Raw genomic sequence first — 13,141 nt, forward strand, 5'->3', positions numbered from 1 at the left:
GTGTGAATGATCGAGGCGGAGAACCTCACCAAGCGCTACGGCGACAAGACCGCCGTGGACGACCTGTCCTTCACGGTCGTCCCCGGCCGGGTCACCGGCTTCCTCGGCCCTAACGGGGCGGGCAAGTCGACCACCATGCGGCTGCTGCTCGGCCTGGACCGGCCCGACCGCGGCGACGCCCGCATCCACGGCCGCCACTACCGCGACCTGAACGCGCCGCTGCGCGTGGTCGGCGCGCTGCTGGAGGCGCGGGCCGTGCACACCGGCCGCAGCGCCTACAACCACCTGCTGTGCCTGGCGCAGACGCAGGGCATCGGCCGCAAGCGCGTCGACGAGGTCATCGACCTCGTCGGGCTCACCGGGCCCGCCCGCAAGCGCGCCGGCGGGTTCTCCCTCGGCATGGGGCAGCGGCTCGGCATCGCCGCCGCGCTGCTCGGCGACCCGTCCGTGCTGATCCTGGACGAGCCCGTCAACGGCCTCGACCCCGAGGGCATCGTGTGGATCCGCACCCTCATGCAGCGGCTCGCCGCCGAGGGCCGGACCGTGTTCGTCTCCAGCCACCTCATGAACGAGATGGCCGTCACCGCCGAGCACCTCATCGTCATCGGCCGCGGCCGGCTGATCGCCGACTGCTCCACCGAGGAGTTCATCGAGCGCAGCACCCAGAAGGCGGTGGTCGTGCGCAGCCCCGACGCCGAGCGCCTCGCCGGCGTCGTCTCCGCCGAGGGCGGCAAGGCCGAGCCGGGCGGCGAGGGCCTGCTCACCGTCACCCACATGGAGGCGCCCCGCGTGGGCGAGCTCGCCGCCGCCGAGGGGATCGTCCTGCACGAGCTGACCCCGACCCGGGGCTCCCTGGAGGCGGCGTTCATGGAACTGACCCGCGACAGCGTCGAGTACGGCGCCGGCGAGGGCGCCCCCGGAGCAATCCCGGGCGCCGGAGGCGTGCCCGGGGGCGTGCCCGGTGCCGTGCCCGGTGCCGTGCCGGGAGCCGCCCCCGGAGCCGTCCCGAGCGCAGAGGGAGAGCCGCGATGACCCCGCCCGCCACCGCCACCGCCGCCGCGCCCCAGGCCGGTCCGGACGAGTTCGCCAAGCCCGGCTTCGGGCGGCTGCTGGTCGCCGAGTGGACGAAGATCCGCACCGTCCGGTCCACGCTGTGGTCGCTGATCCTGCTGGTCGTCCTCGACCTCGGGTTCACCGCGCTGCTCGTCGGCCTCACCATCGCCCAGTGGGACAACGCGAGCCCGACCGACCAGGCGCAGATCGCCGCCGACCCGGTCAGCTTCATCCTCGGCAGCGGCTTCTTCCTCAGCCAGCTGGCGATCTGCGTGCTCGGCGTGCTGGTGGTCGCCTCCGAGTACTCCACCGGCATGATCCGCGCCAGCCTGCTCGCGGTGCCGCGGCGGCTGCCGATGCTGTGGGCCAAGGCGACCGTGTTCGCGGCCGTCGTGCTCGTCCTCGGCGTCGCGGTGTCGTTCGGGTCGTTCTTCATCGGCTCGGCGATCAGCGGCGACAAGATCGAGGTCTCCCTCGGCGACGACGGCGTGCTGCGCGCCGTCATCGGCGGCGGCCTGTACCTGGCGATGCTCGGGCTGTTCGCGCTCGCCGTCGGCGCGATCGTGCGGCACACCGCCGGCGGCATCACCGGCGTCATCGGGTTCGTGCTGGTGCTGGCGCCGCTGGCGATGCTGCTGCCCGGCAGCGTCGGCGACCACATCCACGCCTACCTGCCGTCGGAGGCGGGCGCGCTGATCGCCAAGGCCCACCAGGGCCCCGACGACATCCTGTCGCCCTGGCAGGGGTACGGCGTCTTCGCCCTGTGGACGGCCGCGCTCCTCGCCGTCGCCGCGTACCTGCTCAAGCGCCGCGACGCCTGACCGCGGCCCGCGCCGCCGATCTCGGCCGCCGGCCTCCCGCCCCACCGGGCGCGGGAGGCCGGCGGCCTTTTCATGCCCCCGAGCTGGACTGTTGCAGGGTGCAACGATTCGGGTCTACTGTGTTGGGCAGTTGCTTAAAGCGAGTGACCAAGAAGCGGGGGAGCGATGGCGGACGGCGAGGTGCCGACCCGGATCCGGCTGCTGGAGGCGGCCGTCGCGGTGATGGCCGAGGGCGGCTGGGCCGCGGTGACGTCGCGGGTCGTGGCCGACCGGGCGCAGGCCAACAACGCGCTCGTGCACTACTACTTCGGGTCCGTGGACGCCCTGCGGCGGGCCGCGGTCATGCACGCGGTCGAGAAGGAGCTGGAGGGCCCGGTCGAGGCGATCCTGCGCGCCGGGGACGCCCTCGCCGGGGTCGCCGACGCGGTCCGCGAGCTGGTGGCGCGCGGCCCCGGCACCGCCGGGCAGCGGGTGATGGTCGAGGCGATGCTGCACGGGATCCGCGACGCGGAGCTGCGCGCCGAGACCGAGCGGCAGATCCGGATGTTCCGGGACCTGCTCGCCGCCCGGCTCGCCGAGAACCAGGCGGCCGGGACGCTGCGCGCCGACGCCGATCCGCGCGGCCTCGCCGTGGTGATCGCGGCCCTGCTGGACGGGCTGCTCATGCACGTGCTGATCGACCCCGAGACCGAGGCCGGCGACGCGGCGGCCGGGCTGCTGGCCCTGCTGCGCGCCCCCGGCACCGCGCCGGGCCCCGCGCCCGGGCCTGCGCCCGGCCCCGCGCCCCATCGCACGGCCGGGCGCGCCGACGAAGACGGAGGAGACGAGGATGACGCGACACGCCAGTGAGCCGGCACCCGCCGGCGCGGCCGGGACCGCGCGGGCCGACGCCCCGCCGGCGGTCCTGCTGCGCGGCGCCGGCAAGACCTACGGGACGGGCCACGCCGCCGTCCACGCGCTGCGCGAGGCGGACTTGGAGGTGAAGCAGGGCGAGTTCGCCGTGCTGCTCGGCCCGTCCGGGTCCGGCAAGACGACCCTGCTCAACCTGATCGGCGGGATCGAGCCCGCCACCGAGGGCGAGGTCGTCGCCGGCGGCCGCGACATCTCCCGCCTCGGCGAGGACGGCCGCACCGCCTACCGGCGCGACACCGTCGGGTTCGTGTTCCAGTTCTTCAACCTCGTCCCGTCGCTGACCGCGCTGGAGAACGTCCGGCTGGTCGCCGAGCTGACCGGCCGCGGCGACCGCGACCGCGCCGAGGCCGCGCTCGCCGCCGTCGGGCTCGCCGAGCGCGCCGGGCACTTCCCCGCGCAGCTGTCGGGCGGCGAGCAGCAGCGCGTCGCGATCGCCCGCGCCATCGCCAAGGACCCCGCGCTGCTGCTGTGCGACGAGCCCACCGGCGCCCTCGACCTGGAGACCGGGCGCGGCGTCCTGCGCGTCCTGAAGGACCTCAACGCCGAGGGCAGGACCGTCCTCGTCGTCACCCACAACGCCGCCATCGCCGCGATCGCGCACCGCGTGGTGCGGATGCGCTCCGGCCGCATCGTCGAGGTCACCGCCAACGACGCCCCCGCCGGGGCCGACGAGGTGACGTGGTGAGCGTCCTCAACACCAAGCTCCGCCGCGACCTGCGGCGCCGCCCCGCGCAGCTGGTGTCGGTGGTGGTGCTGGTCATGCTCGGCGTCGCGCTGTTCGGCGCGTCCTACGACGCCTACAAGAACCTGGACGCCGGATACCAGCAGACCTTCCGCGACTACCGGTTCGCCGACCTCACCCTGTCGGGCGGCGACGCCGCCGCGATCGCCGGGGAGGCGGCGGCCCGGCCGGGTGTGGCGGCCGCCGCCGCCCGCACCGTCGCCGACGTGCCGCTGCGCATGCCCGGCGGGGACACCCTCGTCGGCCGCGTCGTCGGGCTGCCCGCCGGGTCCCAGCCCGAGGTGAACCGGGTGAAGGTCCTCACCGGCGCCTACCTCGACCCCGCCGCGCCCGACGGCGTCCTCGCCGAGCGGCACATCGCCGACCATGCGCACCTCAAGCCCGGCGACGGGGTGTCGGTGTGGGACGGCCGCGCGTGGCGGACGGTGCGCGTGCGCGGCACCGCGTCCTCGCCCGAGTACCTGTGGCCCGCCGCCAGCCGCCAGGACGTGCTGCCCGCGCCCGGCTCGTTCGGGGTGCTGTTCGTCCCCGAGCCGCTCGCCCGCAGCATCGCCGGCGCCGCCGCGCCCAACCAGGTGGCCGTGTACTACACCGCCGCGGGCCGCGACCGGGCCGCCGAACTGGACGCGGCCCTGACCGCCGCCGCCCGCGGGCACGGCGCCGGCGCCGCGATCACCCGCGCCGAGCAGCCCTCCAACGCGACCCTCGCCGAGGACATCAAGGGGTTCTCCGAGCTGGCGGTGATGTTCCCGCTGCTGTTCCTCGCCGCCGCCGGCGTCCCCGTGTACGTGGTGCTGACCCGCCGCGTCGCCCGCGACCGCGTCGTCATCGGCACGCTGCGCGCCGGCGGGTTCCGCCGCCGCACCCTCGTCGGGCACTACCTGGCGACCGGCGTCGCGGTCGGCGCCGCCGGGTCCGTCCTCGGCGTCGGCGCCGGGCTGCTGCTCGCCGGGACGGTCACGCGGCTGTACGGGGACGCGATCGGGCTGCCGGAGACGCTGGTGTCGGTGCGCGCCACCACCGTCCTCGCCGGGCTCGCGTTCGGGATCGTCGCGGGCGCCCTCGCCGCCCTCGCCCCCGCCGTGGCGGCCGCCCGCGTCCCGCCCGCCGAGGCGATGCGCGGCACCGTCCCCCGCACCGGGGGAGCGGGGCTCCTCGCCCGGCTGGAGCGGGCGCTGCCGTTCGCCGGGCGGCTGCCCGCCGGGGCGTGGCTGGTGCTGCGCGGCCCCGCCCGCCAGTTCCGCCGCACCCTCTACACCATGGCCGGCGTCGTCCTCGCCCTCGTGCTGATCCTGGTGTCGTGGGGGATGCTCGACTCCTCCCAGGCCACCGTGTCCCGCCAGTTCGACCGGATCCAGCGGCAGGACGCCGAGCTCACCCTCGGCCGCCCCCTCGACGGCGGCGGCCTCGCCGCGATCGCCGGGACACGGGGCGTCCGCGCCGCCGAGCCCGCCGCGCACCTGCCCGTCACGATCACCGCCGGGGACGCCGGGTACTCCACCACCGTCGTCGGCCTCCCCGAGACGACGACGATGCACCGCTTCCTCACCCCCGGCGGCGGTGAGCGGGCGCTGCCCGGGCAGGGCGCGCTGATCGGCGCCGCGCTGCGCGGCAAGCTCGGCGTGGACACGGGAGACCGGATCGGGCTGCGTCTGCCCGGCGGCCGCACCGTCACCACCACCGTCGCCGGGTTCGTGGACGAGCCGCTCGGCACCTACGCCTACGCCTCCCTCGACCAGGTCGCCGCGTGGGACCCCGGCGCCCGGCCCGACACCGTCCTCGTGACGTTCGACCCCGGCGCCGACCGCGCCGCCGTCGAGCACGCCCTGGCCGCCCGGCCCGGCGTCGTCGCCTACACCGACGCGCAGGCGCTGAAGAAGACCATGGACCAGTACATGAACCTGTTCTACGTGTTCGTCGCGGTCATGCTCGCGTTCGGCGGGCTGCTGGCCTTCACCGTGCTGTTCGCCACCCTGTCGGTCAACCTCGCCGAACGCGGCACCGAACTGGCCACCCTGCGCGCCGCCGGCGTCGGGCGGCGCCGCCTCGCCCGGCTCGTCACCGCCGAGAACCTCCTCGTGGTCGCCGCCGGCGCGGTGCCCGGCCTGGTCCTCGGGCGGCTCGCGACCGGCGCGTTCCTCGGCGCGTTCAACAGCGACCTGATGTCCTTCCACGCCGAGATCAAGCCCGCGACGTTCGCCTGGTCGGCGCTGGCCGTGCTCGCCGTCGCCTGGCTCGCGCAGCTCCCCGGCCTGCGCGGCCTCGCCCGGATGAACCTCGCCGCCCTCGTCCGCGAACGGACCGGGTGACCCCGGCCGACGCGGGCGCCGCGGCGCCCGCGTCGGCGTCTTGATCGGCTTGCGGCGGGTAGGGGAGGGCCATGCTGACCGACCCCTCGGCGCGGCTGGCCGCCCTGCCCAAGGCCCTGCGCGACTACGCCCTCATCGCCGACGGCGAGCGCGGGATCCTCGTCGGCCCGCACGGCGAGCAGGCCTGGCTGTGCTTCCCCCGCTGGGACTCCGAGCCCGTCTTCGCCGGCCTGCTCGGCGGTCCGGGCGGCTACGACGTCCGGCCGGTGTGCGACCGGTTCGTGTGGGGCGGCTACTACGAGGACCGCGGCCTCATCTGGCACAGCCGCTGGGTGACCGGGGAGGGCGCGATCGTCGAGTGCCGCGAGGCGCTGGCCCGCCCCGCCCTCCCCGACCGCGCGGTCGTCCTGCGCCGCTGCCGCGCCGTCCGCGGCGGCGCCCGGCTGCGCGCCCTGCTGGACGTGCGCCCCGGCGGCGCCCGCATGCGGGACCTGCACCACCGCGACCCGTACTGGACGGCCCGCGCCGGCGGCGCCCGGATCCGCTGGCGCGGCGCCGGCGAGGCGCTCGTGCGGGAGGGCGCCGACGGCGGCGCCGTCCTCGCCGTGACGTTCGACCTCGCCGAGGGCGAGTCGCGCGACCTGGTGCTGGAGATCGCCGCCGAGTCCGCCGGGGAGCCCCCGGCGGACCTGGACCCCGGCGCGCTGTGGGAGGCCACCGAGCGCGACTGGCGGGCGGCCGTCCCCTCCTGCGACGACACCGCCGCGCCCCGCGACGCCCGGCTGGCCTACGGGGTGCTGACCGGGCTGACCAGCGCCGCCGGCGGCATGGCCGCCGCCGCGACGACCGCGCTGCCCGAACGCGCCGACGAGGGCCGCAACTTCGACTACCGCTACGCCTGGATCCGCGACCAGTGCCTCGCCGGGCACGCCGTCGCCGCCCACGGCGGCCCCCCGCACGTGCTGCGCAGCGCCGCCGGCTTCGTCACCGCGCGCCTCCTCGCCGACGGCGACCGGCTCCGCCCCGCCTACACCGTCGCCGGGGGAGCGGTGCCCGGGCAGCGCCCCAGCGCGCTCCCCGGCTACCCCGGCGCCACCGCCGTCACCGGCAACCGGGCGAGCGCGCAGTGGCAGCTCGACGCCGTCGGCGAGTCGCTGCTGCTGCTCGCCACCGCCGCCGAGCACGACCGGGCCGGACCCGGCGCCCGCGAGGCCGCCCGCGTCGCCGCGGACGCCGTCGCGCGCCGCTGGCACGAGCCCGGCGCCGGCATCTGGGAGACCGAGGACCGGCTGTGGACCCACTCCCGGCTGATCTGCGCGGCCGGGCTGCGCCAGGCCGCCCGCGTCCTCGGCGGCCCCGCCGACGCCGCCGCCTGGACGTCCCTCGCCGACGCGATCCTCGCCGAGACCTCCCGCACGGCCCTCACCCCCGGCGGCCGGTGGCGGCGCGCGGCCGACGACGACCGCGTGGACGCCGCCCTGCTCATCCCGCCGCTGCGCGGCGCCCTGCCCGCCGGCGACCCGCGCAGCGCCGCGACGCTGGAGGCCGTCCGCGCCGAACTCGTCCAGGAGGGATTCGTCTACCGGTACCGGGTCGGGGACGAGCCGCTCGGCGTCGCCGAGGGCGCCTTCACCCTCTGCGGGTTCGTCCTCGCCCTCGCCGAGCACCGCGCCGGCGACACCGCCCGCGCGCTGCGCACCTTCGAGCGCACCCGGTCCGGCAGCGCGACCAGCGGCCTGTTCTCCGAGGAGTACGACGTCCGGCAGCGGCAGCTGCGCGGCAACATCCCGCAGGCGTTCGTGCACGCCCTACTGCTGGAGACCGCGAGCCGGCTCGCGGACTGAGCCGCGCCCCGCCCGCGTCTCCACCCCCCACACCGCGACCACCAGGACCGCGGCCAGCAGCGGCACCGCGCCGAGCAGCGCCGTCTGCCCGATCGAGGGGACCGCCGCCCCCGCGGCCAGCACCGCCGTGACCGCGACGCCGCCGAGCTTGCCGACCCCCGCCGACAGGCCCGAGCCGCGCGAGCGGATCCGCGTCGGGTAGATCTCCGAGCTGTAGGCGGCCAGCACCGCCGCGATCGTCGCGGTGCCGACGATCGGCCCCGCGAGCAGCACGTACAGCCACGTCCGGTCGTGGGCGAGCGACTCGCCCGCCACCGAGAACACCGCCAGCGCCGCCGCGACCAGCGCCGTCAGCGCCACGATGGTCTTCTTGGCGCTCCACAGCCCGTACATGGCGGCGGCGACGAACACCAGCGGCAGGCCGAGCACCGCCGAGTCCCGCAGCGCCCGGTCGGCGGCCTGCTGCGCCAGCCCGAGCTTCTGCAGGTTGGACGGGATCCACAGCTGGAAGCCGTAGGTGACCAGGCCGATCCCGAGGCCGAGCACGACCACCGCGAGGCTCAGCCCGGTGAACGGCGGCCGGAACAGCGGCCCGAAGCCCGCGCCGTGCGCGGCCTCCGGCTCCCGCCCGGCCTCCCGCCCGGCGGCGGTCTCCTCGACGGCGCCGTACCGCGCCATGATCTGCCGCGCCTCGGCCTCCCGGCCGCGCGCGAGCAGGAACCGGGGCGACTCGGGGATCCACCGGTTCAGCGCGATCAGCAGGACGCCGGTCGGCAGCCCGACCAGCCACAGGATCCGCCACGAGTAGTGCGGGACGAGCGCCGACGACAGCGCGCTGGTGACGACGTAGGCGAGGGCGAGGTTCCCGCCGATCAGCACCATCACCCACCCGCGGTGCCGGCCCGGGATCGTCTCGGCCAGCAGCGAGAACGTGATCGGCAGCATCCCGCCCGCCGCGACGCCCATCAGCAGGCACATCACCAGGTTCCAGGAGAACGACGGCATCGCCCCGCACACCGCCGTCGTCACGAACATCACCCCGGCCAGCAGGATCGACGGCCGCCGCCCGATGCGGTCGCCGAGCCAGCCCCACAGGAACGAGCCGAGCACCGTCCCGGTCAGGCCGGACAGCGGCAGCAGCGCGACCGGCCAGTGCCCGCCCGGGTTCAGCGGCGACTTCAGCCCGTACTCCGCGCCCATCCCCGGCGCCACGAACGACAGCGAGATCGGCTTCATCGCGTCGATCGTCACGGCCGTCGTCGTCACCAGCAGCAGCCCGATGTGGGCGCGCCGCAGCGGCGCGCCGTACGCGGCGCGGATCCGCGGCTCCCCGGCGCCGCGGGACGGGGCGGGCCCGCGCGGGACCAGCCCGTAGGCGGTGGCGGCGAGGCCCGCCACGATCAGCGCCATCCCGGCCGTCATCGGCGCGTCCATCGCCATGCCGCGCATCATGTAGTGCATGTCCGCGGCGCCGATGTACATCGGCAGGTGCAGCAGCACCCCCGCCACGCAGGCGAGGAACCCGGCCCAGAAGGCCGGCGGATGGGCGAAGGCGATGCCGCCCGCGTGCCGTGTTCGCATGGACGTCCCTCCAGGACGGGTGATCCAGGGGTGGGCCGGCTCGACATGATCAAGAGTGAAGTATCTCAAAAGGGATTTACAGGGATCAGTGTGACGAGTGGGCCGATGGTGGACACTGTGCGGCACGGCAGACGGTTGCGTGCGTCCCCCTGGGTATGCGTTGCGCCATGGCAGTTTCGGCAAAGCACAAGGAGTGGGACGCGCTCCGGCGCGCCCTCACCGAGCGCGTGGACGGAGAGGTCCGGTTCGACCCCGGATCGCGCGCGGCCTACGCGCACGACTCCTCCAACTACCAGCGGCCGCCCATCGGGGTGGTGGTGCCGCGCGGCGTCGAGGCCGGCGCCGAGGCCGTCCGCGTCTGCGCCGAGCACGGCGCGCCCGTCCTGTCGCGCGGCGGCGGCACCAGCCTCGCCGGGCAGTGCGTCAACACCGCCGTCGTCATCGACTGGTCGAAGTACTGCCGGCGGCTGGTCTCCCTCGACACCGCGGCGCGCCGCGCCGTCGTCGAGCCCGGCGCCTGCCTGGACGACCTGAACGCCGAGCTGTCCGGGCACGGGCTGATGGTCGGGCCCAAACCGTCCACCCACGACACCTGCACGATCGGCGGCATGATCGGCAACAACTCGTGCGGCGCGTCCGCGCAGGCGTACGGGAAGATGGTCGACTCCGTCGTCCGGCTGGAGGTGCTCACCTACGACGGCGTCCGGATGTGGGTGGGGGAGACCGGCGAGGAGGAGTACGCCCGCATCCAGGCGGCGGGCGGCCGGCGCGCCGAGATCTACCGGGCGCTGCGCGAGCTGCGCGACGACGGGCTGGAGCCGATCCGCACCCGCTTCCCCGCCATCCCGCGCCGCGTGTCCGGCTACAACCTCGACTCGCTGCTGCCGGAGAAGCACTTCGACGTGGCCCGCGCCCTCGTCGGGTCGGAGTCCACACTCGTCACTGTCCTGCGCGCCGAGATCGAGCTGGTGCCCGTCCCGGCGCACCAGTCGCTGGTCGTCCTCGGCTACGACGACATCGCCCTCGCCGGCGACGCCGTGCCGCGCATCCTGCCGTCCGAGCCGCTCGCCCTGGAGGGCATGGACGAGCGGCTCCTCGACCTCGCCAAGCGGCACCGGTTGGCCGGGCCGCGCGTGGTCAAGGACATGCCCGGCGGCGCCGGCTGGCTGATGGTCCGGTTCGGCGGCGACACCAAGGAGGCCGCCGACGCGCGCGCCCGCGACCTCATCGAGCGGGTGGCGGCCGGGCCGAACCCGCCGCGGCACACCTTCGTCCGCGACCCCGCCGAGGAGGAGCTGCTCTGGAAGGTCCGCGAGGCCGGCCTCGGCGCCACCGCCTACCCGCCCGGGCGCCCCGACACCCACGAGGGCTGGGAGGACTCCGCCGTCCCGCCCGACCGGCTCGGCGACTACCTGCGCGACTTCCGCGCCCTCATCCGCGAGTTCGGCTACGGGCCCGTCTCCCTGTACGGGCACTTCGGGCAGGGCTGCGTCCACACCCGCATCCCCTTCGACCTGGAGGACCCCGAGGGCGCCGCCGCCTACCGCCGGTTCGTCGAGCGCGCCGCCCGGCTCGTCGCCTCCTACGGCGGGTCGCTGTCGGGCGAGCACGGCGACGGGCAGGCCCGCGGCGAGCTGCTGCCGCTGATGTTCGGCGCCGAGGTCGTCCGGCTGTTCGAGCGGTTCAAGGCGGTCTTCGACCCGGCGAACCGGATGAACCCCGGCAAGATCGTCCACCCGCGGCGGCTGGACGACGACCTCGACCACCTCGCCTACGGCCCCGCCGAGCCGCGCACCCGGTTCGCCTTCCCCGACGACCACCACCGGTTCACCCACGCCGCCGCCCGCTGCGTCGGCATCGGCAAGTGCCGCGCCTCCTCCGGCGGCGTCATGTGCCCGAGCTACCGGGCGACGGGGGAGGAGGAGCACTCCACCCGCGGCCGCGCCCGCATCCTGATGGAGATGATGCGCGGCATGCCCGGCGGCGGCTCGGGGGCCGACCGCGACGAGGCGGCCGTCATCACCGACGGGTGGCGCTCGCAGGACGTCCGCAACGCCCTCGACCTGTGCCTGGCGTGCAAGGGCTGCCGCAGCGACTGCCCCGTCAACGTCGACATGGCCACCTACAAGGCCGAGTTCCTCCACCACCACTACGCGGGACGGATCCGGCCGCCCGCGCACTACACGATGGGCTGGCTGCCGGTGTGGGCGCGCCTGGCCGCGGTCGCGCCCCGCGCCGCCAACACCGCCCTGCACCTGCCCGGCCTCGGCCGCGCCGCCAAGCGGATCGGCGGCATCGACCCCCGCCGCGACATGCCGCGCTTCGCCGCCGAGCGGTTCACCGACTGGTTCCGGCGGCGCCCCGCGCCGGACGGGCCCGGCGGCGACCGGGTCGTGCTGTGGCCCGACACCTTCACCAACAGCTTCCACCCGCACATCGGCAGGGCCGCCGTCCGCGTCCTGGAGGCCGCCGGATACCGGGTCGAGGTGCCGCCCGCCCCGCTGTGCTGCGGCCTGACCTGGATCTCCACCGGGCAGCTCGGCACGGCCGCGCGGGTGCTGCGCCGCACCGTCCGGGCGCTGGCGCCCCGGCTGCGCGACGGCGTCCCCGTCGTCGGGCTGGAGCCGTCCTGCACCGCCGTGTTCCGCGCGGACGCGCCCGAACTGCTGCACGACGACCCCCTCGCCGCCGACGCGCGGCTGCTGCGCGACCGGACCCGGACCCTCGCCGAACTGCTCGACGAGCGCCAGCAGGAGGCCGGCGGCCCCTCGCCCGGCGCGGCGCACGGCGTCGTCGCCGGGCTCGACACCCCGAGGGTCCGCGCGGTCGCGCAGCCCCACTGCCACCAGCACGCCGTCATGGGCTTCGACGCCGACCGGCGCGTGCTGGCCCGCGCCGGCGTCGACGTGGACGTCCTCGACGCCGGCTGCTGCGGCCTCGCCGGCGACTTCGGCTTCGAACGCGGCCACTACGAGGTGTCGGTGAAGATCGCCGAGCAGGGGGTGTGGCCCGCCCTCCGGGACGCCGCGCCCGGCACCGAGGTGCTCGCCGACGGCTTCTCCTGCCGCACCCAGATCACCGCCGGCACCCGGGCCCGGCCCCGCCACCTGGCCGAACTGCTCGACGAGCTGCTGCCCGCGCGGCGGCGCGGATGACCGCCCGGAACCGTCCGGGGCGCGTTGGCGCCGCGCGGGCCCGGCCCTGTAGAAAGTGGTCATGAACGAGGACGCGGACGCGGGCGTCGACGAGGTCACCTCGGCGCTGCTCACCGCCTCCCGGCTGCTGGTGGCGGTCTCGGCGCGGTCCCTGGCCGCCGTCGAGGACGCCGTCACGCTGCCGCAGTTCCGGCTGCTGGTCGTGCTGTCCTCGCAGGGGCCGTCCAAGCTCGTCACGCTCGCCGGGCTGCTGGAGGTCAACCCCTCCACCGCGATGCGGATGGTGGACCGGCTCGCCGCCGCCGGGCTCGTGCGCCGCGAGGCCAGCCCGCGCAGCGGCCGCGAGGTCCGCATCCAGGTGACCGCCGCCGGCCGCGGCATCGTCGACGACGTCACCGCCCGCCGCCGCGCCGAGATCGCCGAGGTCGTCGCGCGCATGCCGGCCGGGCAGCGCCGCGCCCTCGTCGCCGCGCTGCGCGCCTTCACCGAGGCGGGCGGGGAGCCGCCGGTCACCGCCGTCGCCCAGCTCGGCTGGACCTGACCCCCTGGGCCCGACGTCTGGGCCCGACCTCTGGGGCCGCCCGTCGAACCCGGCCGCCGGGACGTGCGTACTGCTGCCGTGACGCCGTTTCCCCCGACCGGAAGGCGGTCCCGGATGCCCCGCCCCCGACCGGCCGGCCGCGGACCGGGGCGCCCCCGCCTGGCAGGCGCTGTTCGCCGCGGT

9 protein-coding genes are annotated in these 13,141 nt (G+C 76.2%); 8 read left to right on the top strand and 1 reads right to left on the bottom strand.

The features are described from left to right. Positions 1-6 precede the first annotated feature (6 nt). From AB0K34_RS33285 to AB0K34_RS33310, 6 genes are all read left to right on the top strand, one after another. The gene (locus AB0K34_RS33285) at positions 7-1,032 is read left to right on the top strand and encodes an ATP-binding cassette domain-containing protein (RefSeq protein WP_364552937.1); all 1,026 of its coding nucleotides are present in this window, start codon (positions 7-9) and stop codon (positions 1,030-1,032) included. Continuing rightward, positions 1,029-1,874: an ABC transporter permease gene (locus AB0K34_RS33290; RefSeq protein ID WP_364552938.1), complete on the top strand. Its 846-nt coding sequence runs from the start codon at positions 1,029-1,031 to the stop codon at positions 1,872-1,874. Before AB0K34_RS33285 ends, AB0K34_RS33290 begins: the two co-directional genes overlap by 4 nt. A 165-nt stretch (positions 1,875-2,039) precedes the next feature. Continuing rightward, positions 2,040-2,723, top strand: coding sequence for a TetR/AcrR family transcriptional regulator (locus AB0K34_RS33295; RefSeq protein WP_364552939.1), 684 nt, complete (start codon positions 2,040-2,042; stop codon positions 2,721-2,723). Beyond that, entirely contained in the window at positions 2,704-3,471 is a 768-nt protein-coding gene (locus AB0K34_RS33300; protein WP_364552940.1) for an ABC transporter ATP-binding protein, read from the top strand. The genes AB0K34_RS33295 and AB0K34_RS33300 overlap by 20 nt, the downstream gene beginning before the upstream one ends. Further along, the gene (locus tag AB0K34_RS33305) at positions 3,468-5,837 is read left to right on the top strand and encodes an FtsX-like permease family protein (RefSeq protein WP_364552941.1); all 2,370 of its coding nucleotides are present in this window, start codon (positions 3,468-3,470) and stop codon (positions 5,835-5,837) included. The genes AB0K34_RS33300 and AB0K34_RS33305 overlap by 4 nt, the downstream gene beginning before the upstream one ends. A 71-nt stretch (positions 5,838-5,908) precedes the next feature. Further along, the gene (locus tag AB0K34_RS33310; RefSeq protein WP_364552942.1) at positions 5,909-7,681 is read left to right on the top strand and encodes a glycoside hydrolase family 15 protein; all 1,773 of its coding nucleotides are present in this window, start codon (positions 5,909-5,911) and stop codon (positions 7,679-7,681) included. Here AB0K34_RS33310 and AB0K34_RS33315 read toward each other — a convergent pair. Then, positions 7,646-9,262, bottom strand: a complete 1,617-nt coding sequence (locus tag AB0K34_RS33315; RefSeq protein WP_301178142.1) for an MFS transporter — start codon at positions 9,260-9,262, stop codon at positions 7,646-7,648. The two genes, AB0K34_RS33310 and AB0K34_RS33315, sit on opposite strands and share 36 nt — an antisense overlap. Before the next feature lie 167 nt (positions 9,263-9,429). Between AB0K34_RS33315 and AB0K34_RS33320 the strand changes: the two genes are divergently transcribed. Further along, a complete protein-coding gene (locus tag AB0K34_RS33320) occupies positions 9,430-12,417 on the top strand; it encodes an FAD-linked oxidase C-terminal domain-containing protein (RefSeq protein ID WP_364552944.1) in 2,988 nt (995 codons plus the stop codon). A gap of 61 nt (positions 12,418-12,478) precedes the next feature. Then, positions 12,479-12,958, top strand: a complete 480-nt coding sequence (locus tag AB0K34_RS33325) for a MarR family transcriptional regulator (RefSeq protein WP_301178144.1) — start codon at positions 12,479-12,481, stop codon at positions 12,956-12,958. Positions 12,959-13,141: the final 183 nt, after the last annotated feature.

Origin of the sequence: Actinomadura sp. NPDC049382 (assembly GCF_040677125.1) — a bacterium.
Taxonomy (GTDB): Bacteria; Actinomycetota; Actinomycetes; order Streptosporangiales; family Streptosporangiaceae; genus Spirillospora; species Spirillospora geliboluensis.